This window comes from Lacibacter cauensis, from assembly GCF_007830055.1.
GTDB classification, from domain to species: domain Bacteria; phylum Bacteroidota; class Bacteroidia; order Chitinophagales; family Chitinophagaceae; genus Lacibacter; species Lacibacter cauensis.
Map to the genome: position 1 here is coordinate 773,663 of NZ_VLLE01000004.1, position 20,251 is coordinate 793,913.

A 20,251-nucleotide genomic window follows, 5' to 3' on the forward strand; every position below is an offset into this window, starting at 1 on the left:
TAAACTACAAACCATAAACTTTAAACTTACTCAACTGTTTTCTCGGGACGCATCATCGGAAACAACAGCACATCTTGTATGCTTGGTTGATTGGTCATCAACATCACCAAACGATCGATACCAATGCCAATACCACTTGTTGGCGGCATACCGTATTCCAATGCACGGAGGAAATCATAATCAATAAACATCGCTTCATCATCGCCACGTTCTTTCAGCTTCACCTGATCTTCAAAACGCTCACGCTGATCGATCGGATCGTTCAACTCGCTGTATGCATTGGCAACTTCCTTCCCATTCACCATTAACTCAAAGCGCTCTACCAATCCTTCTTTGCTGCGGTGCTTCTTGGTAAGCGGACTCATTTCAATCGGATAGTCAATGATAAATGTTGGCTGTATACATTTTGCTTCGCTTGTTTCGCCAAATAATTCATCAATCAGTTTGCCTTTACCCATCGATGCATCTACATGGATGTTGAGTTGTTTGCACACACTGCGTAATCCTTCTTCATCCAAACCGCTTACATCAATACCGGTATTTTCTTTAATGGCTTCGAAAATAGACAAGCGTTTGAACGGCGCTTTAAAGCTGATGGTTTTATCGCCCACCTGTACATCGGTTGTACCATGCAGCGCAATAGCAATACGCTCCAGCAGATTTTCTGTAACATTCATCATCCAGAAATAATCTTTGTACGCCGTGTACCATTCCAATACGGTAAACTCAGGGTTGTGTGTGCGATCCATACCCTCGTTACGGAAGTTGCGGCTGAACTCATACACCCAATCGAACCCACCAACGATCAAACGTTTTAAATACAACTCGTTTGCAATACGCATGTACATCGGTACATCCAAGGCGTTGTGATGCGTGGTGAACGGACGGGCAGCAGCGCCACCGGGGATGGTTTGCAGTACCGGCGTATCTACTTCCAATGCACCATGCTCATTCAAGTATTCACGAATGGTATTGATAAGGATGGTACGTTTAACAAACACATCTTTCACCTGTGGGTTAATGATGAGATCGGCATAACGCTGACGGTATTTGAATTCCGGATCGGTCACTGCATCGAAGGTTTGTCCTTCTGCTTCCTTCACCACCGGTAATGGCTTTAATGACTTGGTAAGAACGGTGAGTTCTTTTACGTGTAAACTTGTTTCACCTGTTTTGGTGGTGAACACATAGCCCTTCACACCAATAATGTCGCCAATGTCTAATAACTTTTTAAACACCACATCATACAAGGTCTTGTCTTCGCCGGGACAAATATCATCTCTACGCACATATACCTGCAAACGGCCATGGCTATCCTGCAACACGGCAAAGCAGGCTTTACCCATATCACGCACACTCATAATACGGCCGGCAATACAAACATCTTTGTACTCGTCTTTGGTTTCTTCGTTAAACCCTGCCTTTACAGCAGTTGAATAATGGGTAACAGGGTACAACGGTGCGGGGTATGCATCGATGCCCAGTTTGTTTAACTCAGCTAATTTCTCTCTACGGATAAGTTCCTGTTCGCTCAAATGTGTACTCATAACATGGGGTTGATGTGAAGCCGCTGCATGTTTGGCTTCGTTTTAACAGCCCGCAAAATTACCGTAAGAACAGCAAACGGGCAAAGCAAGTATCTTCGGCACAGAATATGCAACGTTTCGCTTGTCAAATCCGTTTAACTGTAAAATAAATATCAATGAAGCGTTTTCTACTGTTACTGACCGTTCCCCTGTTATTGACCTCTTGCGAAGTATTAAGCCAGCTGCCTACCATACCGGGTTCAACAGGCGTTACCGAAGCCGAAGCCGGGCAGGGTATTAAAGATGCCTTGGGCCAAGGCCTTACCCGTGCCGTAAGCAACCTCAACAAGACGGATGCCTTTTTCGGCAGCCAGTTGTACAAAATATTGTTACCCCCCGAAGTGCAGAAAGTGGAGCGTACGCTGCGGACCATCGGGCTGGGACCAACCGTAGACAAAGCCATTCTGCAGATTAACCGTGGTGCAGAAGATGCGGTGGGCTACGCCACACCCATTTTTGTAAATGCCATTAAGCAGATGACCATTACCGATGCGATCAATATCATTAAAGGACCGAAGGATGGCGCTACCAATTACTTCAAACAAAAAACAACGGAGCAATTGATTGCTGCATTTTCGCCTGCGGTTAAAAATTCGCTGGACAAAGTGGAAGCCACCAAATATTACGGCGACCTGGTAAATGGTTACAACAGACTGCCCACTACCCGTAACAAGCTCAATCCCGATTTGACAGCGTATGTTGTAGGCAAAGCTGTGGATGCGTTGTTCGATCAGATTGCAAAAGAAGAATTAGAGATTCGTGAAAACCCGGTGAAGCGTACCACAGAAATTATGAAGAAAGTGTTTGGTGCTGTATGGAACTAAGAGTTTAAAAAAGTGAAAAAAGATAAAGAGGGGGGTTGCAGCTGATGCAGCCCTTTTTTTGTCTCACACAGATTACACGAATTAACACAGATTAACTCATATTTTTTATCCGTGTTTATCTGCGAAATCTGTGAGCAACCTATTGTGAGCAAAGCGAACAATCAAATCTGTGTTGATCCTTCTAATCTGCTTCATCAGTGATTCTATCTATTGTGAGTGAAGCGAATAATCCAACATCCCAATACCCAATTACTAATTCCTCTCTACTTCTTTTCTGTGTTCTCTTCACCTCCAGTTCTCTGTGTTAATCATTGTAAGCGAAGCGAACAATCCAACATCATAAATCCTACATCCTCAATCAGACATCAGTCTTCTCTTTTACTCCTTCCCTCATTCAATCTCTTAGCCTGCCTTTCACCTCATCATACTTTGCCTCATAATCTTCCCGCATGGTACCCATCAACCGATCCCAGAATAAAAAGTACAAACCATAGTTACCGGTGAAGTATTGGTGATGTTGATTGTGTGTAACCGAAGTGTTGATCCAACGGCCAATCCAGGTACGTTGAAAATTTTTCGGAAATAATTCCCAACCCAAATGACCATACACATTGTACAACATCTGGAACAAAAAGAAAAAGAACAGGTGTGCTTTGGTAACAGGAATGGTATAGATGAGCACAACTAATATTCCAACTTCTAAAATTGCCTCCAACGGATGAAATGCAAAAGCTGCCCAGGGCGATGGGTTGGTACTTTTGTGATGAATAAGATGAAAAATGCGGAACAGTTTGGGATGATGCATCAGGCGATGAATCCAGTAAAAATAAGTATCGTGTATGAGCAACATCAAAGGAAATGCCAACCAGAAATACAATTGCCCGTGCAGGTTGATGTCTTTGTAAAACGTAGTTGTTTTTCGCATGGCTTCATGACCCAGAAAAAACCAGGGAATAAAAGCAAACAGAAACATCGTGCAGAGCGAAAAGAAAATTTCCCGTTGATAATCTTTGCCCGAAGGAAACCGCAGCTGAATTTTTTTAAATGAAATTCTCTTGCGCAGCAAAACATACCAAACAAAAAAAGCCAGTCCGGCAACAAGTAAATACCGGATACCGATCACCAGAAAATAACTGATCCATGTACCATTGGGGTGAAGCATACGCTAAATTAATCTGTTGTTGTTAATACAGCACAACAGCAGAAAAAGTTCAGCAGATTTACTACAGGTCTATTGTAAATCGTACAGATGGTACAACCGATCTTGTAACTCCGTTTAATTGCAGCCGCTGCACAGGTTGGGCTGTCATCGATAGGGCCACTTTTTTATTTTTTGCCGACTGATTGAACAAGACAATACTGGTAACAATCGCACCCGTGCCCAGTAGTAACAATGCAACACCTGCATTGGTTATATTTCGGGCCCTGTTGTCGGGTTGCTCGCCCGAAATACCGGAGCCAATCGTTTCAACAAAAAAAATGGTGCCGCCACCAATAACCATCAATCCGCCAAACGTAGCGGTGAGAATACCGCCGGTTAAACTAACAATGGCACCTGTACGCTGGCGTTTACTCTTCAGTAAATAATCTTCTTTTGTTAAGGAAGGAATGGTGTCGGTAGAAATGGATGCAGATGCATTTGTTGCCTGTACAAAAAAGAATACAAACAACAAGTAAACAATCTTTTTCATAACAAGGGTTTTACTGTGGACAAATCCAGTTCACTTCCTGTAATGAACCGGCACCTATAAGTTACGAAAAGAAAGCTGCTTTATCAACTATCAGCCAGTAATACCTGCCAGGCTTCTGTTACGTTTCCTGCATCGAGTAATTCTTTCGCATACTTGTGCAACTCCTTATCCATCTCATCGGGGTTGATGGAGAAATACTGGATGATGTTTTTCAACCGCTCATCTTCGAACGTTGCATCAACCGTTGGGTATTCGTGCACATTTGCTAACTGACCAAGATTGTTGCCGGTAAGAACCGAACTGTTGCGGATGGTTTCGGGCAGGGCATCGATGCCAATGCCGAGCTGGGTGTTGGGTTTGGCTACATGAAACAGGCTTTGCTCATCCACCTTGCAATACCAATCGCCGCCGAGGCGTGCAATCAGCTGCAGTTTACGTTGATCGATCATGGTGCCTTCTGCATTGAGAATACTGTCATCTACATGCATGCGCAGCACTTCGCAAATCACCAGGTTACCGGCACCACCTTCGCTGCCCAGCGGTTTTACTTCAACCACCTTGCATTCCATTTTCACTTTGCTTTCTTTCACCATCGGTGGTTGTACCAGCGTAGCGGCTTCCTGTGTAAAGCCGGCTTTGATGAATTCGTTGGTGCCTTTTGGAAATTCGCAACTGCTGAGACTTACCTGCTGCACCATATCATAGTCCACAATATTGATCACTACTTCCGGCACTTCCAATACATTTTCCAATGTATGCTTGGTAGAATTATCTCTCACTCTGCGTGCAGGCGAAAACACCACGATCGGCGGATTGGAAGAAAACAAATTGAAGAAACTGAACGGACTGAGGTTGACATTTCCTTCCTTATCGATTGTTGATGCAAAACAAACAGGACGAGGTGCAACAGCGTGTTGCAGCCATTGTTGTTTTTGCATGGGGTTCAATTGTTGTAAGTCGATAATCATTTTAACCGCAAAAGCGCAGAGGCGCTAAGTTTTAAATGTTATTTACAAATCGTTTAATTCCATCTTTTATCAAAGGAGAATTAAAGTTTACAAGAAATCCTAATCGTTTATTAGCAAGTTTAAGGTAAGAAATGATTTGTGCTTCATAAACAGGATGCATGATTTCACTGCTTTTTATTTCCAAAACAATTTCATCTTCCACTAAAATATCAATTGCATAGCTTTTACCGGTATCAAACCCCTTATAAAATAATTTTACAGGAACCTGATTAAGCGCTTTTATTTGTCTTAGTTCAAACTCTTTCAGCAAAGCAAATTCATATACAGATTCAAGTAAACCAGGACCAATTGTAACATGTACCTGATAACAAGCATCTACAATAATTTTTGAAAGTTCATTTAGACGGTCTGTATTCATTTCTTTGCGACTTTGTGTCTTAGCGGTTAACCTTTCTTCCTTCCCAAAATTGAAAAATCATCCTCGTCTCTCACCATCGTATTACTTAATCTCCCAAGTCCATCAATTTCCATTTCAACGATATCGCCCTCCTGCAACCACTGTTCCTGGTAATTCGGATCGTTGAGTTTGCCGGTGCCGTTGAGTTCGAGGAAACAACCGGTACCAACAGTGCCGCTGCCAATTACATCACCAGGATAAAGATCCACACCATAACTCGCCCGTTCAATGATCTCTGCAAAGGTCCAGTCCATTTGTGCCACATTACCTGCACTTACTTGTTTGCCGTTTACCCAACACTTCATATTTAAGTTCCAGTTGAGGCCAACGTGATTTTCTTTTGCCGGCACCACATATTGCTGCAGTTCATCGAGGGTAACCAACCATGGGCCAATCACTGTTGAAAAATCTTTTCCCTTCGCAGGACCAAGATTCAGCAACATCTCTTCCATCTGCAAACGGCGTGCACTCATATCGTTCATGATCATCAAGCCACCAATGTACTGATCGGCTTCTTCTGCACGAATGTTGCGGCCATGCTTGCAGATAACAATGGCCACCTCCAGTTCAAAGTCGAGCTTTTCAAAATGATCGGGCATGCAACGCACATCGCCCGGGCCTTGTATGCTGTGATGATTCGTAAAATAAAAAATGGGGTATTGATCAAACTCAGGAATCATTTCCACCTTACGGTTTCTCCTGGCAGCTTCCACATGCTGACGGAACGCATATCCATCTCTGCAGCTGGCAGGCATGGGCACGGGAGCCAGTAACTGTAAGTCTTCAATACGCTGTGCACTGCCCGGCATCAATCTTCCTTCCTGTACTGCTTTCACACTTGCATTGGCCAAGGCAATATATTCATCCCAATACTGCAAAAACATATTCATACTGGTGGGCAAATCGGGATGGAGTGTATCCATGTCGTACACGAGTCCATCGTGTAACACCGCTAACTGTTCGTGTTCGTCTTTTAAGTAAGAGATTAGTTTCATGCAAGTCAATTTTTTTGAAGAAAGCCAAAGGTAGAGAATCTCATTTCACTTTAATGTTTCAATTACTTTTGCTGTGTATGATTACTTCTATCAACGACTTCAACAACGTTTTTTTTATTGGTGTTGCCGGTACGGGCATGAGTGCGATTGCACAGTATTTAAAAGGCATTGGTAAAGATGTGAGTGGCAGCGACCGTTACTTTCATCCCGGCCAACCCAACGAAACAAAAGAAAAACTCGAAGCAGAAGGCATTCGTTGTTTTTTGCAGAACGGCGAAGGCATTACCAATGAAACAGATTTAGTTGTAGTATCAACAGCTGTGGAAGATACGGTTGAAGAAGTGATCAAAGCCAAACAACTGAATATCCCCATCATCAAGCGTGCAGAACTGTTGGCAGTCATTGCAAGAAGTAAAAAGACCATTGCGGTGGGTGGCACCAGTGGTAAAAGCACCACCAGTGCTATGCTGTTCGATATACTGCAGCATGCAGGTATGCAACCAAGTATCATCAGCGGTGCAGGCCTCACCAGTATTATCAAAGAGGGAAAGATCGGCAATGCAAAAGTGGGCAGCGGCGATTGGCTGGTAATTGAAGCCGATGAAAGCGATGGCAGCATTGTGAACTATACACCAGAAGTAGGTTTGCTCCTCAACATCGATAAAGACCATAAAGAAATTGATGTGCTGATGGATGTATTCGATCAGTTTAAAAAGAACACTTCACAATTCTTTGTCGTGAACCAATCGCATGCGCTGGCAAAAAAACTTTCAGCGAATCCTGCACATAATTTTTCTGTTGATGCAGGTGATGATGCAGCTTTTCATGCCAGCAATTTCCATCAACATGGTTTTTCCATTTCATTTGACATTGAGCACGAAGTCTTGAGCGAAGTCGAAAGGTCACCATTTACCATTCACGCCGTAGGCCGCCACAACATGGAAAACGCCCTCGCCGCAGCAACAGTTGCCAACCTCATTGGCGTTCCGTTAAGCACTGCAGCCGAAGCATTGAAAAATTATGAAGGCATTTATCGCCGTCACCAGATTATTGGGCAAAAGAACAATGTATGGCTCATTGATGATTATGCCCATAACCCGGCAAAATGTGCAGCGAGTATTGAAGCCTGTCAGCCCATTGCCAAAAAAGTAATTGCCTGGTTTCAGCCGCATGGCTACGGACCAACCAAATTTCTTCGCCACGATTTTGTAGAAGAGATCAGCAGAGCGCTTCGTCCGCAGGATGAAATATGGATGAGCGAAATTTTTTATGCCGGTGGTACTGCAGTGAAAGATATTTCTGCCAATGATCTCATTACTGATCTCAAAGCAAAAGGTGTAGATGCTTTTTTTGTAGAAAACAGAAACGAGCTGGTTGAAAGCATGCGTCCGCATTTCACAGAAGACTGTGTACTGCTGCTCATGGGCGCCCGTGACCCTTCGTTGGAGCTGTTTGCAAAAACAGTGTGGGAGCAATTGTAAGGATTGTTCGCTTTGCTTACAATGTTCAACACAGCGATTAAGAGATACGGAGAACGCAGCGTTTAAAGGAGTCAGGACTAGGGTTCCGATAGCTATCGGGATCAGAGTTTTATCTTTTGCACCATCCCATGTTTCCTTGCTGCCTTTCTTCTTGGTTTTTGTTTTTTGGTCATTGGGATTTTTCTTGTGCCTTGAACCTTGTGCCTTAACTCTTGTGCCTTCTTCCTGGATTTTAGTTTTTGTGACTTGAATTTTTCTTCTGTCTTCCTCTTTTTAACCGCATCTGACCAATATCAGCTTTCGTTCGAGCACTGTTAACCGAATTGGCCTAAATTTGTGCCGCTTACAAAGCGTTTTGTAAAACAGGCAAACATGAAGATGAATATCGATACGCCAATTCCTATCGTCGATGGCACAACCATCACCCGTAAAGAGTTTACTGAAAAATATTTAAAGCCGCAGAAACCGGTTATTCTGCGTGGTTTGTGGAAACAATATCCTGCTTACGAAAAGTGGACCATGGATTATTTCAAACAATCCATGGGCGATATTAAAGTAAAACTGTTCAGCACCAAGCAAGCTAACCCCAGCGAAACGCTGAGTGTGGCACATGCCGAAATGAAGTTCAACGAATACCTGGAGTTGATTGAAAAAGAACCAACCGATCTGCGTTTGTTTTTATTCCCTGTGTTCAAACACAAACCCGAACTGCTGAAGGATTTTGGTTATCCCAACATCACCGGCCGTTATATTAAAATTCCGTTCATGTTCTTTGGTCCGAAACATTCGGTAACCCGTATGCACATGGATATTGATATGAGCAATGTGTTTTTAACGCAATTTGCAGGCAAGCGTCGTGTGGTGTTGTTTCCTCCCGATCAAAGCGACTTCTTATACCGTTTGCCGTTTAACGTACACGGTTTGGTAGATATTGATAAGCCCGATTTCGAAACCTATCCCGCCATGCAGTATGCAAAAGGCTGTACAGGTATATTGGAATACGGCGATACGTTGTACATGCCAAGCGGTTACTGGCACCACATTGAATATGCGGAAGGTGGTTTTGGCTTATCGGTACGCACCATTGGTGCAAGTGTGGGTACCATCTTAACCGGGTTATGGAATGTAAGTATCCAGCGTAAGTTTGATGATATTATGTTCAAGATCCGTGGACAAAAATGGTTCAACTACAAAAAGCAACTTGCCTTTAAACGTGCAGAAAAGGCGATGCAACGGGTAAAAGAAAATGCAGTGTTGCAATAATTAAATTTAAATTTCTCCGCAAAGGTTGTCTAACGACAACCTTTTCTTTTTAACCGGATTTAAACTCTGCAACAATACCCTATTTTAGTATCGCACAAACCATTTTGCTCATGCCTCGTTACAACAAAATCATACCGCTAACCAACCACGTTACCGACAACATTCTAGCCATTTGTTACAGTTGCTTTCAGCAATTAGGCTGGAACATCCGCTATGCAACAGAAGATCGTCTTGTTGCTTTTACGCCCTCATCTGCCTTTTCCAAAAGCATGGAAGTGGTAGCTGCTGTTACACCGGAAGGATTACAGATTTCAAGTGAAATGATTCATGATGAAATGCTGGACCTTGGGAAGAAAAACAAAAAGAATGTAGACCGTTTCTTAGAAGTATATGCGCAAACAGAGTCGTCTCTTCTTCCCGAAACCATTAAAGCAAACAAGCAGGCGATACAGCAACTGGCTGCGGAAACACTTGTTGCTGCAGAACAGGAAATAAAAGATCTGAATGAGTTGGATGAAGCCATGAACCTCAGCTCGGGAACAGCCTCTGTTACCTATGCGCTTATTGCAATAAACGTTGTTGTATTCATACTGATGGCTATACAAGGTGCCGGTATTTTTGATGCTAACGGGCTTGTACACATCAGGTGGGGAAGCAACTTCGGACCACTTACGCAGAGCGGCGATTGGTGGCGTTTGTTTACTGCCATGTTCATTCATTTTGGTATAATTCACCTGGCATTAAACATGTATGCACTCTTTTCTATTGCCAACTACCTTGAGCCGATGCTTGGTAAGGTTCGTTATACAATTGCCTATTTGTGTAGCGGCGTCCTTGCAAGCCTTGTAAGTTTATGGTGGCATAGTACTCCTGCAAACAGTGCAGGTGCTTCTGGTGCTGTATTTGGGATGTATGGTGTGTTTCTTGCTTTGCTCACCACCAGTCTTATTCCTAAAAAAGTAAGAGGCCCTTTGCTGCAAAGCATCGTCATTTTTGTAATCTACAATCTTGCTTATGGTTTGAAGGGCGGTATTGATAATGCTGCACATATTGGCGGATTGATAAGCGGCATGGGTATTGGCTACTTGTTTGCGTTTGCTATTAAAAAAGAAAAGCAGGGACAAAAAACTACATGGGTTGTGCCTGTTGTTGTGGCTGTAAGTATTGTAGTTTGTGGCTATTATCTTCAACAAAATCCTTCTTCGCAGGAAGAACGAAAAGCCGTTTTGAGTGAATTAAGCAATGCAGGCTATCCCGACAGCGATCGGTTCAACGAATTATACAACCAGTTTGTGAGTTTGCAAGACGAGGCTTTACAGGGTTACAATCAATCTGGCGAAAATCCGGCATTATTAGCTGATCAATTACAGGAAAAATCAGCACCAAAATGGAATGAAGCCGATACTGTTGCCGACAAAATGCTAAAGCTCAATGTAAGTGAAGAGCAAAAACAGAAAGCAGTGGTTGTTAAAAACTACATTGCATTACGCCGGAAAGAAATGGAACTTGAAATAAGGATGGTGAAAGAGCCGGCAAATGAAGCGGCAATTGCGAAAGAGCAAGTGCAGGTGCGGGTGGAAATTGAAAAGGAAGTTGCCAAGTTGAAATAACTAAAAAGGCGGCCAATGGCCGCCTTTTTAGTTTAACCAATAAACTTTGCAGAAGCCCATTGTTCTTTTATTCGGTTTAGTTTAACCAGGTAAGGAATTAACAGCACCAACTCAAGTTTTAACAGCGAAAACGATACGTCTTCGCTTAAAAGCGGCTGAATATAACTTGTATAAACGCAGATTATAATACCGGCTATAGCATCAATCATAGCCAATTGTACAGCCCAGTCTTTCTCCTTGATGAAGCCAAACGAAACCACGCCCTTTGTTGCGAAAACAAGTACAAGCAGCAACCCTGTAAATGTAAACACCCTGTTTGTATCAAGTCCGTATATCGCAAGCTGTATTTCAAATCCTAAAATTGCCAAAACCAATAAAACAGGAACAAAGAAACTGATCACAAGAAAGATCCACATAAAAATTTTGATCCACCATGGAAGAAGTTTGGATCGCTTAATTGATGTATTTCCGACAATTTCAGTAAGAATATCCTGCTGATGTTCCATAGCGTTAAAAATAAAACAACCTGTTTGTTTTTGTACACATTGTATCACTATAAAACTAAAAAAATGTCGGGTTACATTTGAAACAGTACATAAAAACCAACTAGCAGTTTTAAAACAACTCCGTAACCTTTTGCAAATACCTACTTATGGGTATCGTTCGGTTAGGTATATTAATTAACTTTAAACACCATGTACCGTCGCTTCTATCTATTTACCTCCCTGTTCTTTTTTTCACTGAGTACGCAGCAGCTGTTTGCACAGCAAAATGCAAAAGGCTCTGCCGAAGAAGAAGTAACTGTTGCCGGACAAAAAACAACGTATGCAGTTATTGTGGGTGTGTCTGAATACGATGCGCCACGTTTAAAGCTGAACGTAGCCGATAAGGATGCAGCCTTGTTTGCCCGCTTCTTACTCGAAACAAAAAAAGTAAACAAAGAAAATCTGCAACTCCTTCTCAACAAAAAAGCCAACAGTGCTGCAGTTAACGCTGCTATCCGTTCGTTACTGAGTAAGAAAATAAAAAACGGCGACGAAGTTATCGTCTATTTCTCCGGGCATGGCGATATTCAAAAATCAAAAGACACCGCCAATGCAGGTGGTTATATCGGGTACCTGCTCTGCAGCGATGTAAATATTGAACGGGCCTACACCGGTGCACAGGGAACACTCAGTTTTAAAGACCTGAATGAAGTTGTAACCCAACTTTCGCAAAACAATATACAAGTAAGCATTGTGCTGGATGCCTGCCACAGCGGGCAAACGGTAAACGAAGAAGGCGCAAACCTGTTAAGCGAATCTGCTCTTACCTCTTTTCGCAATACCATCCGTTATTTAAGTTGTGGTGCAAATCAACGCTCATTTGAAAGCGAAAGCATCGGGCATGGTTATTTCACTTTTTACCTTGTGAATGGAATGATGGGCGCAGCCGATAACAGCCCGCTCAACAATAAAATAAATGTGAACGAGCTGAACCTGTATGTGTACAACAACGTATACCAGGAATCGAAAGAGTTGCAGGAGCCAAACATTGGTGCATCAGCCGGCGGTAAAATAGTAATGACGGTTTCTCCCGAAATGAAACTGATTGCGTTCGACAGTCTTCGGGAAAATGCAATGAAGGAAATTAAAGAATCGAACAACGCTGCCAAATCAATTACAATTGAACCCAATCCAACACTCACAACATTATCGGCATCGCAACAGGAGCAGCTCAGCAAATTAAATGCGCTTTTAAAAAAGCAAGTGCATAAAGAGGCGGTTGCTTTGTATGCTTCCTTTGTAAAACAACAACTGTTTCCTGCCGACTGGCTCCGTTTTATAAAACTGAAACTGGTACAGCAACTCTCCATCGATCCGCAACAGGCTGTTAATACAGTGTTGTTGGGCAACAACAGTCAGCCACCAGCCGCTTACTTTAAAGCAGCTGCCGAAAAAAGTTCATTACTGTTATCTGTACTCGATACTGCCGATTACGAACACAAGATCTATTACATCTATGCCCGTTACCTTGAAGCTTATTCTTACCTGCGTGGAAAAAATTACAAAATGTATCCTGTAGCAAAACGTTTATTACACGAAGCGCTTGTTGCCGAACCGGATGCTGCATTTGTGTTGCATGGCTTGGGGTTGGTTGCCGAATACCAGGACGATTTTCCGTTAGCAGAAAAATATTACAGGCAAGCCATTGAACTTATTCCTACATGGACCTATCCGAGAAGCAGCCTTGGCAATGCATTACGCAGTCAGAACAGGTACACAGAAGCCATCAAAGTTTTTCAGGAAGTAATCAAGCTGGCACCTGCATTCAGCTGGCCGTATAATAATCTTGCCAATGTTTATCTCGATTTAAAACGATACAAAGAAGCTGAGCGGTTGTACAACTATTCTGTACAAATTGATTCGGTAGATGCCGCTACAGAATACAGCAACCTGGGACTTGTATTCAAAGACAGAGGTAACATCAAAAAAGCAGAAACGTTTTTTATAAAAGCCATCAATGCCGACAGCAACATGGTGTATGCCTATCATCATCTTGCAGAGTTGTACAAAACCATCAACGCCAAACAAACCAATACACTGCTTACGCTTTCGGTTAAACGGGAACCGTATTTTGCAGAAGGACTTACCGAATTGGCCGATTACTATCGTGAAGGACCGTTGCCGGAAGAATGGAAACTGGCCGACAGTTTATACGATGCAGCCATCAGCAACAACCCTTACAACACCTGGGCTTATGCAGGCAAAGCATGGGGCAAGGCACAAATGAAAGATACTGCAGCAGCCATCCGCCTGTTTAAAGAAGCCATTCGTGTTAACCCGGATAAACCAACAGCTTATGGTTATTACGGAAGATATTTTCAGTTAACAAAGAATTACAAACAATCGATTGAATGGTATAAGAAAAGTTTAGCGGTAAGTCCGTGGTATTGGTATGGCTACGAATGGATGCACGAAAGCTGGATGAAACTAAACAAGCCCGATAGTGCATTGGCGGTACTGCAGCAGGCCTTGCCTTATTTCGATGAAAACCCCGACCTCTACAACTTACTTGGTAACTATTACTACGCTAAAGGAAATTTTACAGCCGCAGCTGCAGAATATGCAAAAGCCTTAACAGCCGACAGCAGTTATGCGAACGCATATGGCAACCTTGCTTATACATCGCTTGAAATAAACGATTTTAAAAATGCTGTGCTGTATTTCAAAAAAGCCAACGCTAATGATCCGTTGCTGTTTTCCATTAAAGACATTTCGCTTGTGTTAATTGATAAAGCTGATAATCTTTTACTGGAGCAAAAGCAAAGCGATGCACTTACATTACTTTCATTTGCTGCCGGATTTATTCCTGCAACGCAACACGATTTTTATTTTAAGGCAACAGGTTTATACTACCTCAACGGCGAATACAAAAAAGCTGTACCGTTACTCGAACAGTTACTTAACCAACAGGAACTGCCGGTTGCTTATCGCTACCGTTTTCTGCAACTGCTGGGTTGGTGCAAACTCGATGAAGGAAATTTTACAGAAGCGGCCCGGTTATTTGAAGCATCGTTCGCTCATTCAACCAACCCCTCCTATCTTGGTTTAGCTGCGGCTATGTATGCAGCTAACGAAAAGCAAAAAGCTGCGGCCTGGTTACAAAAAGAAAATCAAAACAATCCTAACTGGCAAAACGAAGCAGGCTGGACCAAACTGTACAGTAAAACAGGCATCCGCTTATTGCAACAACTGAAACAAACGAATTAGTATGCTCCGCATCAAACATTATTTCCTGTTACTGCAAATACTCGTTACACTTTCTGCAACAGCAGGTGTAAACATCAAAAGCGGCAACTTTTATATTTCCTATACCGATCATGATCTTGTACGGTTTAACGGAATTGATATTATGCGTACCTACAATTCCAAATCTTCAGAAAAAGGATTGTTTGGCATTGGCTGGGGCTCCGAAATTGAAACCCGTCTCTATGTTATCGGCGATGGTAATATCCTTATTAAAGAATACGGAGCCGGTACCGGCAACCAGTTTTCACCGGTTGAAACAAATGAAACACGTATTACCGAATGTATTAACCAGCTTGTACAGGCGGCCCTGCAAAATGAAGATATTGAAAACAACCCCGTAGAGATAAACCGCTTTCGTCGTGAAATGCGTAACAACCTGGAGACTCGTTTTCGTAAATGGTTATTGTATGCAGAACTGGGTTTACTGAAACAACCCGTTTTAAACGAAAATGAAAAATGGGAAAGTCAGGACCTCGGTTACCAGCAATTGTTTAAAATCAAAAACGGTTTTAAACGTATCCAGGACGATGGCAGTTACGATCTGTTCAATCAGCTCGGACTGTTTACCGGCCGGTATAAAGCCGATGGCCGGTTGCAATACAGCATCAGCTACGATGCAAACAAACATATCGCCGTTTTAAAAGACAAAGGCAACAACAGCTTTCTGTTTACAACTGATAAGGAAGGGAAAGTACGCAGTATTAAAAGCAGGCAGGGTACTTCGTACTATTGGTACCGTGGTTTGGCACTGGTTAAAACAAAAGATATTGCCAACAATATTTACGTGCACGAATACGATTCTTCTTACAACATGACAGCCATTCGCTACAGCAATGGAACCAGCATGTTGATGGAATACGACCCTTCAACATTTTTTTGTATTAAAGTAACCGAACCCAATGGCAATATTACTGAATACGAATACAAAACATTTTTTGATGCAGAAGGCAACGTAAACGATAATCACTATGCCACACTTGTACTTTCGAAAAAGAAGGGTACTATAAAAACCGACAGCGCCTATTACGAATACGAGATAAAAGATAAGCCCGATGGAAGCTCTTATCTCTATCATTTTATTTACAAACAAAACAGCGATGTTTTTGAAGAAATAAATAATGAACAATGCGAAATGCCGGATTACGTAATTAAAAACAAGCGAAAGCACAGCTTTACCTACAACCAAAACTGCATTCCTGTTTCAAAAGAAAACGACAGTGTACTGGTTAAAGCAGTTATTGACAGCAACTGGAACAAAGCATCCAGCCTGCATATTCACTATAAAAAAACAAATACAGCAACCGAAAGACGGTTTATCTATAACAATAGCGGCAACCCGGTACGTATTACAGAAGATACCGTTATCACAACCATTACATATTCCAAAAGCCAGAAGGTAACACGTATTGCAAACGCACAAACAACATTACTGTATAAATACAACAGCTTCGATCAACTGATAGCCGTAACATTGAACGGAACAGATGAATTGCTGTTTGTATACGATAAAGACGGGGCTTTGTTGCGAAAAGAATCGAAGAAAGGAAAAGCCGTTGCCGATGCTGTTGAAGCCGTTTACAAGCAACTGGAAAAATATATTTCAGAAACAGGTATTCTGTTCGATTATTAAACGTAACTGTTAATTGCAACTACATGATCAGGAAAAAGAAAGCAAGATGCTTCTTCGCAGCTGTATGCTGCATGGTACTGTCAACTCCGCTATTTACAATAGCCGGTGTTAACTTAAAAAACGGCAACTTCTATATTACCTATACCGATCATGATCTTACAAAGAGCAACGGTATTTCTATTGACCGTACCTATAATTCCAAAACAACCTCCATTGGTTTATTTGGTTTTGGCTGGGGTTCTGAATTAGAAACCCGTCTTTTTGCAATGGGTGACGGAAGTGTTTACATCAGAGAATTTGGTGGTGGCAGTGTGACCTCTTTCTTACAATCGGTGGAAGATGATTTGCTGCTCACAACCTGCATCAACAATATTGCAAAAGCTGCTATTGAAAACGGAGATCTTGTAAACAACCCTGTTGCCATCAATAATTTTAAAAAGCTGATGCGGGAAAGCGAAGAAAGACGTCGTAACAGCTGGGAAAAATACCAGACAGCCGGTTTATTGCAAATGCCTGCCTTTCCCGAAAACACAAAATGGACCACAAGAGATCTGGGCAGCCAGGAACTGGTAAAAACAGCTGACGGCTTTAAACGACAGTACAACGACGGCAGCTATTTCCTGTTTAACAACGACGGTTTATTTACCGGCAAGTACGATAAGTACAAGCAGCTTGTTTATACGCTTGCCTACAATGATACAAAACAATTGCGTTTGATAACCGATAAGGGAGGTAATCAATATGCTATAACCACCAACAACGATGGACTCATTACCCGTTTACAAACAAAGCAGGGCACATCGGTGTACCTGTATAAAGACAAGAGCCTCATCAGCACAACCGATGCAGGCGGCAACAAGTACAACTATACGTACGATGACAAATACAATATGACGAGTATCGGTTACAGTGATGGCTCCTTTCTTAAAATCGAATACTACAACGTAACGCTGTTTGTAAAAAAGATTACAGACAGAAACGGAACGGTTACCGAGTATGTATACAAAAACTTTTACGATGCTGAAGGGAAAATCAACGACAACCATTATGCTACGTGGGTAATTAAAGCCAACAGCTATACCAATCAACCAGACAGTAATTATTACGAATACGAAGTGCGTAAAAAACCAAATGGTGCAAGTTATACGTACCGCATAGTGCAACGTATTAACGGTATTGAAACGGAAACAGTGTACAGCGAAACCTGCAACAATCCTGTATTGAGAAGAAAAGGTGTGAGAGAAACAACGTTTCAATACAATCAAAACTGCGATTTAATTTATAAAGAAACCTACGATTATATTGCCCGTGCCGAATACGATGAAAAGCTGCGTAAAATAACCCGTACAGAATACATCAGCAAAACCGATGGGGATACAACCATCAACACATTTACTTACAACGCAAATGGCGATCTGGTAAAAGCAACGGAAGGCAATAAGTGGATTCTATTGAGCTACAACAGCGAACACAAAATTGTGAAGATGGAATACGAAGATGGAATCCTTACATACGAATACAACAGTATAGGAAAGCCCTCTAACATCACCGTTTCCGGTAAAGGCTCTATTACTGTAGAATACGATAAGTATGGTGAAATAAGTAAAGTAGAAAGTCCTGATGGCTCGAAAACAGCAATAGCTGTTACACAGGCTATGCAGGCCTTGCTCAGCCGCACCAAACCAAAAGGACTTGATTTTAATTAACTGCTTTACGCACCTCTTTGCGCTCCGCCAACATGCTTACCAGCACTGCTTGCTGTTTTGGTATTGGCTTTACCGCCACCTTTCGGTGCTATAAACATCGACTTATTACCTGCTGGTGCGTTTTTCTTTTTATCCTTTTTGTTCTTTCCGGTATTAAACAACGACATAGCAATGAATTTGTAATGATGAAATGTTCCTGCACTCAACAGGACTGTGAATATACCGATTCTTTTCTTTTTGCCGAAAAGACGCAAACACACAAAGAAGAAAAGAAAAAGTCAAAAAAGAAGGTTCAAGGAACAAGAAAGAAAATCCATCTTTCGACAAGCTCAAGAATCAAAAACCCAATTCCATTCAACTCTGCGTTTTCTGCACATCTGCTCCTCTGTGTTAAACATTGTAAGCAAAGCGCACAATCTCTTTTACTCTTTCCCCCTCCTTCAAACTCTTAGCTTATCTTCGTACAAATGGTAAACGTCGGTCAATACAATCGTCTTATTGTAAAACGCATCAAAGATGCAGGTGCTTATCTCGATGATGGAGCCGAAGGCATCCTGTTACCCAAACGTTTTGTACCCCGTGGTACACGTGCAGGTGATGAATTAACCGTGTTTGTTTACCACGATGGTGAAGACCGTTTGATTGCCACCACCCAGCACCCTACTGCTGTTGTGGGCGATATTGCGTTGATGAAAGTGGTGGGCACCAGTGCACATGGTGCATTCTTAGACTGGGGTTTGATGAAAGATCTGTTTGTTCCTAAGAGCAAACAAATTTCGGCCATGCGTTTGGGAGGCGAATACCTGGTGCATGTGTATATTGATGAACAAACGGGCCGTGCAGCTGCATCGCAATACATTGAGCACTTGCTGAGCAACGATGAGTTGACGGTAAAAGAAAAAGATGAAGTGGAGCTGATCATTTATCGACAGACAGATCTGGGATGGTCCGTCATCATCAACAAAAAACACATCGGTCTTTTATATTTTAATGAAGTGTTTCAACCGCTCAACATTGGCGATAAAGTAACCGGCTACATTAAAACCATTCGTGAAGATGGAAAAATTGATGTGGGCTTAGGTAAGCAAGGCTACCAGCGTGTGGAAGATGAGGCACACAAAATCCTGCGCCTGTTGGATGACAACAACGGCTATCTTCCTTACCACGATAAAAGCGATCCCGAAGCCATTTACAATTTCTTTGGCATGAGCAAGAAAGCTTTTAAGATGACCATTGGCAAATTGTACAAAGAGAAAAAAATCGAGTTGACGCAAACAGGGATTAAAGCTGTTGAATCATAATTGTAGTTTGCTTGCCTGCAAGTTGACCGTACAAACTCCTTATTCATTCTGCACGCAACTTCGCTCTGCATTAAATGCCGGCCGATTCACATACATACGTAGGCATAATACCTGTTGCACGGATGCGTGTTTCCGCATCATCAGGCAAGGTATTACCTGAAAGCACAAGCACTGTATCTAAGCCAAACTTATTACCACCCAATATATCGGTATGCAATGTATCGCCCACCATCAGAATATCTTTTTTACTGATGGCTCCACTGCTGCGTTCACGCAACAGATCATAGGCAAACATAAACATCTGCGAATCGGGCTTGCCAAAGCGGATGAACTTTTTGCCCACAATACTTTCAATCATGGTTGCTACACCGCCAATGGCAATGGATACATCGTTGGTTCCAGTAATGGGATAAATATGATCGGTATTGGCTACAATTGCAGGGATGGTGCGTTTGCGTAAAATATTAACGGTACGGTTCAGATCATCAAACCAGTTAAAGCCTTCATCATCCAGCAACACCAATGCATTTACCTGGTCAATATTGTATTGCGTAATAGCGCTTACCGGCAACGTGTGCAAACCAGAACTGTCAATATAATGCGCCGAACTTTCCGTACCGAGGTAGGCCACAATACCATCGTTCACTTTCAGATCTAAATATTCTTTAGCCAGCATGCCAGAAGAAATAATGCGGTCGTGCTGAATAATATCAAGGCCGATCTTATGATAAGTTTGTGCCAGTTGCATCGGACTTCGGCTTGCATCGTTGGTAACAATGTAGTATTCCTTGCCCTGCTCTTCAAGATAAGCAAAGGTTTTATCCATACCGGTAATTAAACCATTGTAACTTTTTATGACGCCGAAGGCGTCGAAAAAAATGACTTTGTATTGATCTACCACCGTTTTAAAGTCCTGAACTGAAAACATGCCGTTGTTTGATTTTAAGT

At 42.2% G+C, this 20,251-nt stretch carries 17 protein-coding genes; 8 read left to right on the plus strand and 9 right to left on the minus strand.

Annotated features, from left to right (window positions below; all coding sequences use genetic code 11):
• Positions 1–26 precede the first annotated feature (26 nt).
• The gene (gene lysS / locus IQ13_RS13575) at positions 27–1,547 is read right to left on the minus strand and encodes a lysine--tRNA ligase (protein ID WP_144886913.1); all 1,521 of its coding nucleotides are present in this window, start codon (positions 1,545–1,547) and stop codon (positions 27–29) included.
• 155 nt (positions 1,548–1,702) lie between these two features.
• Here lysS and IQ13_RS13580 point away from each other — a divergent pair, with 155 nt between their 5' ends.
• A complete protein-coding gene (locus IQ13_RS13580; protein WP_144886914.1) occupies positions 1,703–2,410 on the plus strand; it encodes a DUF4197 domain-containing protein in 708 nt (235 codons plus the stop codon).
• 394 nt (positions 2,411–2,804) lie between these two features.
• Here the strand turns inward: IQ13_RS13580 and IQ13_RS13585 are convergent, their stop codons facing one another.
• From IQ13_RS13585 to IQ13_RS13605, 5 genes are all read right to left on the minus strand, one after another.
• Complete coding sequence (locus IQ13_RS13585; RefSeq protein WP_144886915.1) at positions 2,805–3,572, minus strand: sterol desaturase family protein; 768 nt, start codon at positions 3,570–3,572, stop codon at positions 2,805–2,807.
• 61 nt (positions 3,573–3,633) lie between these two features.
• Complete coding sequence (locus IQ13_RS13590) at positions 3,634–4,101, minus strand: hypothetical protein (RefSeq protein WP_144886916.1); 468 nt, start codon at positions 4,099–4,101, stop codon at positions 3,634–3,636.
• Positions 4,102–4,184: 83 nt separating this feature from the next.
• On the minus strand, positions 4,185–5,039 hold the full coding sequence (locus IQ13_RS13595; protein ID WP_242009543.1) for a flavin reductase family protein: 855 nt from the start codon (positions 5,037–5,039) through the stop codon (positions 4,185–4,187).
• A 61-nt stretch (positions 5,040–5,100) separates the two neighbouring features.
• Positions 5,101–5,487 carry a GxxExxY protein gene (locus IQ13_RS13600; protein WP_144886918.1) on the minus strand — a complete coding sequence of 129 codons (387 nt, stop codon included), beginning with the start codon at positions 5,485–5,487 and terminating at the stop codon, positions 5,101–5,103.
• Between the two features lie 26 nt (positions 5,488–5,513).
• Positions 5,514–6,521, minus strand: coding sequence for a fumarylacetoacetate hydrolase family protein (locus IQ13_RS13605; RefSeq protein WP_144886919.1), 1,008 nt, complete (start codon positions 6,519–6,521; stop codon positions 5,514–5,516).
• Between the two features lie 53 nt (positions 6,522–6,574).
• On the opposite strand from IQ13_RS13605, the gene IQ13_RS13610 reads away from it, so the two are divergent.
• The 3 genes from IQ13_RS13610 to IQ13_RS13620 all read left to right on the plus strand — a co-directional run bounded on the left by IQ13_RS13610 (position 6,575) and on the right by IQ13_RS13620 (position 10,875).
• A complete protein-coding gene (locus tag IQ13_RS13610; RefSeq protein ID WP_242009544.1) occupies positions 6,575–8,002 on the plus strand; it encodes a UDP-N-acetylmuramate--L-alanine ligase in 1,428 nt (475 codons plus the stop codon).
• A 372-nt stretch (positions 8,003–8,374) separates the two neighbouring features.
• On the plus strand, positions 8,375–9,265 hold the full coding sequence (locus IQ13_RS13615) for a cupin-like domain-containing protein (protein WP_144886920.1): 891 nt from the start codon (positions 8,375–8,377) through the stop codon (positions 9,263–9,265).
• A 110-nt stretch (positions 9,266–9,375) separates the two neighbouring features.
• Positions 9,376–10,875: a rhomboid family intramembrane serine protease gene (locus IQ13_RS13620; protein ID WP_144886921.1), complete on the plus strand. Its 1,500-nt coding sequence runs from the start codon at positions 9,376–9,378 to the stop codon at positions 10,873–10,875.
• A gap of 32 nt (positions 10,876–10,907) precedes the next feature.
• Here the strand turns inward: IQ13_RS13620 and IQ13_RS13625 are convergent, their stop codons facing one another.
• On the minus strand, positions 10,908–11,381 hold the full coding sequence (locus tag IQ13_RS13625; RefSeq protein WP_144886922.1) for a hypothetical protein: 474 nt from the start codon (positions 11,379–11,381) through the stop codon (positions 10,908–10,910).
• Positions 11,382–11,570: 189 nt separating this feature from the next.
• Between IQ13_RS13625 and IQ13_RS13630 the strand changes: the two genes are divergently transcribed.
• From IQ13_RS13630 to IQ13_RS13640, 3 genes are read left to right on the plus strand one after another with little or no spacing between them, the layout of a single operon-like run.
• Complete coding sequence (locus IQ13_RS13630) at positions 11,571–14,627, plus strand: tetratricopeptide repeat protein (RefSeq protein WP_144886923.1); 3,057 nt, start codon at positions 11,571–11,573, stop codon at positions 14,625–14,627.
• A 1-nt stretch (position 14,628) separates the two neighbouring features.
• The gene (locus IQ13_RS13635; protein ID WP_144886924.1) at positions 14,629–16,296 is read left to right on the plus strand and encodes a DUF6531 domain-containing protein; all 1,668 of its coding nucleotides are present in this window, start codon (positions 14,629–14,631) and stop codon (positions 16,294–16,296) included.
• A gap of 23 nt (positions 16,297–16,319) precedes the next feature.
• The gene (locus tag IQ13_RS13640) at positions 16,320–18,002 is read left to right on the plus strand and encodes a DUF6531 domain-containing protein (protein WP_144886925.1); all 1,683 of its coding nucleotides are present in this window, start codon (positions 16,320–16,322) and stop codon (positions 18,000–18,002) included.
• A 5-nt stretch (positions 18,003–18,007) separates the two neighbouring features.
• Here IQ13_RS13640 and IQ13_RS21385 read toward each other — a convergent pair whose 3' ends face one another.
• The gene (locus IQ13_RS21385) at positions 18,008–18,169 is read right to left on the minus strand and encodes a hypothetical protein (protein ID WP_158637397.1); all 162 of its coding nucleotides are present in this window, start codon (positions 18,167–18,169) and stop codon (positions 18,008–18,010) included.
• A gap of 300 nt (positions 18,170–18,469) precedes the next feature.
• On the opposite strand from IQ13_RS21385, the gene IQ13_RS13645 reads away from it, so the two are divergent.
• Positions 18,470–19,303 carry a CvfB family protein gene (locus IQ13_RS13645; RefSeq protein ID WP_144886926.1) on the plus strand — a complete coding sequence of 278 codons (834 nt, stop codon included), beginning with the start codon at positions 18,470–18,472 and terminating at the stop codon, positions 19,301–19,303.
• A 70-nt stretch (positions 19,304–19,373) separates the two neighbouring features.
• On the opposite strand, the gene IQ13_RS13650 is transcribed toward IQ13_RS13645, so the two are convergent.
• On the minus strand, positions 19,374–20,231 hold the full coding sequence (locus IQ13_RS13650) for an HAD-IIA family hydrolase (protein ID WP_144886927.1): 858 nt from the start codon (positions 20,229–20,231) through the stop codon (positions 19,374–19,376).
• Between the last annotated feature and the right edge of the window lie 20 nt (positions 20,232–20,251).

Bases quoted from the DNA above. Each gene is read 5' to 3' on its own strand.
- IQ13_RS13630 (WP_144886923.1), top strand. From the start codon at position 11,571: ATGTACCGTCGCTTCTATCTATTTACCTCCCTGTTCTTTTTTTCACTG.
- IQ13_RS13615 (WP_144886920.1), top strand. From the start codon at position 8,375: ATGAAGATGAATATCGATACGCCAATTCCTATCGTCGATGGCACAACC.
- IQ13_RS13620 (WP_144886921.1), top strand. From the start codon at position 9,376: ATGCCTCGTTACAACAAAATCATACCGCTAACCAACCACGTTACCGAC.
- IQ13_RS13585 (WP_144886915.1), bottom strand. From the start codon at position 3,572: ATGCTTCACCCCAATGGTACATGGATCAGTTATTTTCTGGTGATCGGT.
- IQ13_RS13590 (WP_144886916.1), bottom strand. From the start codon at position 4,101: ATGAAAAAGATTGTTTACTTGTTGTTTGTATTCTTTTTTGTACAGGCA.
- IQ13_RS13650 (WP_144886927.1), bottom strand. From the start codon at position 20,231: ATGTTTTCAGTTCAGGACTTTAAAACGGTGGTAGATCAATACAAAGTC.
- IQ13_RS21385 (WP_158637397.1), bottom strand. From the start codon at position 18,169: ATGTCGTTGTTTAATACCGGAAAGAACAAAAAGGATAAAAAGAAAAAC.
- IQ13_RS13640 (WP_144886925.1), top strand. From the start codon at position 16,320: ATGATCAGGAAAAAGAAAGCAAGATGCTTCTTCGCAGCTGTATGCTGC.
- IQ13_RS13595 (WP_242009543.1), bottom strand. From the start codon at position 5,039: ATGCAAAAACAACAATGGCTGCAACACGCTGTTGCACCTCGTCCTGTT.
- IQ13_RS13610 (WP_242009544.1), top strand. From the start codon at position 6,575: ATGTTTCAATTACTTTTGCTGTGTATGATTACTTCTATCAACGACTTC.
- IQ13_RS13600 (WP_144886918.1), bottom strand. From the start codon at position 5,487: ATGAATACAGACCGTCTAAATGAACTTTCAAAAATTATTGTAGATGCT.
- IQ13_RS13605 (WP_144886919.1), bottom strand. From the start codon at position 6,521: ATGAAACTAATCTCTTACTTAAAAGACGAACACGAACAGTTAGCGGTG.
- IQ13_RS13645 (WP_144886926.1), top strand. From the start codon at position 18,470: ATGGTAAACGTCGGTCAATACAATCGTCTTATTGTAAAACGCATCAAA.
- lysS (WP_144886913.1), bottom strand. From the start codon at position 1,547: ATGAGTACACATTTGAGCGAACAGGAACTTATCCGTAGAGAGAAATTA.
- IQ13_RS13625 (WP_144886922.1), bottom strand. From the start codon at position 11,381: ATGGAACATCAGCAGGATATTCTTACTGAAATTGTCGGAAATACATCA.
- IQ13_RS13580 (WP_144886914.1), top strand. From the start codon at position 1,703: ATGAAGCGTTTTCTACTGTTACTGACCGTTCCCCTGTTATTGACCTCT.
- IQ13_RS13635 (WP_144886924.1), top strand. From the start codon at position 14,629: ATGCTCCGCATCAAACATTATTTCCTGTTACTGCAAATACTCGTTACA.